Source organism: Priestia sp. BR_2, from assembly GCF_041954005.1.
Classification (GTDB): Bacteria; Bacillota; Bacilli; order Paenibacillales; family Paenibacillaceae; genus Paenibacillus_AQ; species Paenibacillus_AQ lautus_A.
This window is the reverse complement of record NZ_JAVFHM010000007.1, coordinates 1-556: the sequence shown is the minus strand read 5'-3', so window position 1 is coordinate 556 and position 556 is coordinate 1. Positions and strand designations below refer to the sequence as shown.

Annotated in this window: 1 pseudogene; it reads right to left on the bottom strand. The window is 39.6% G+C overall.

Features of this window, described 5'->3' with window-relative positions:
- Positions 1 to 19 precede the first annotated feature (19 nt).
- Positions 20 to 556 (bottom strand): annotated as a pseudogene (locus RB298_RS00050) (spore coat protein); the annotation flags it as partial.

Here is a 556-nt window from a genome sequence, read left to right as displayed (position 1 = left end):
CCTTTTATGTTCCATTTCATCATGCTTTCCAACGATAATTTTTCGTTTTAATAACTTTTTCGCCTGATGTTGAAGAACGTGAACCCGTACGGCTTCCTCGAGAGCGATCGTCTGTGCGACCTCCTGTACGTTTTCCTGTACGTTTTCCTGTACGGTCTCCAGTACGGCCACCCGTGCGACCTCCAGTTTTATCTCCTGTAGTTGACTCTTGTGCAGAATTTTCTTCATTTGTATCTCCATTTTGCTCAGAATTTTCTTCATTTTGCTTGAAAGATCCTTTTGATCCTAAAGCAATGGTTTTTACGTGTCTTGGTTGTAAACGTAAAACTTGATTATTTTGTACAAGAGTAAAGTTTCCATTGCGACTTTGAACTAACACACCTTCTACAGCCTCTGGACCTCCGCCGTTAATAGCTACCCATCTATGTGAAAACTCTTCAAATAGTTCATTGAAACTTTTCGCTTTGATATACTCAGGTGTTTCTTCAACTAATAGTGGGTTTTGGGGAAGAACAGGTGTATTTTTGTTTGCAACTTCACTTACACTCTTTATATG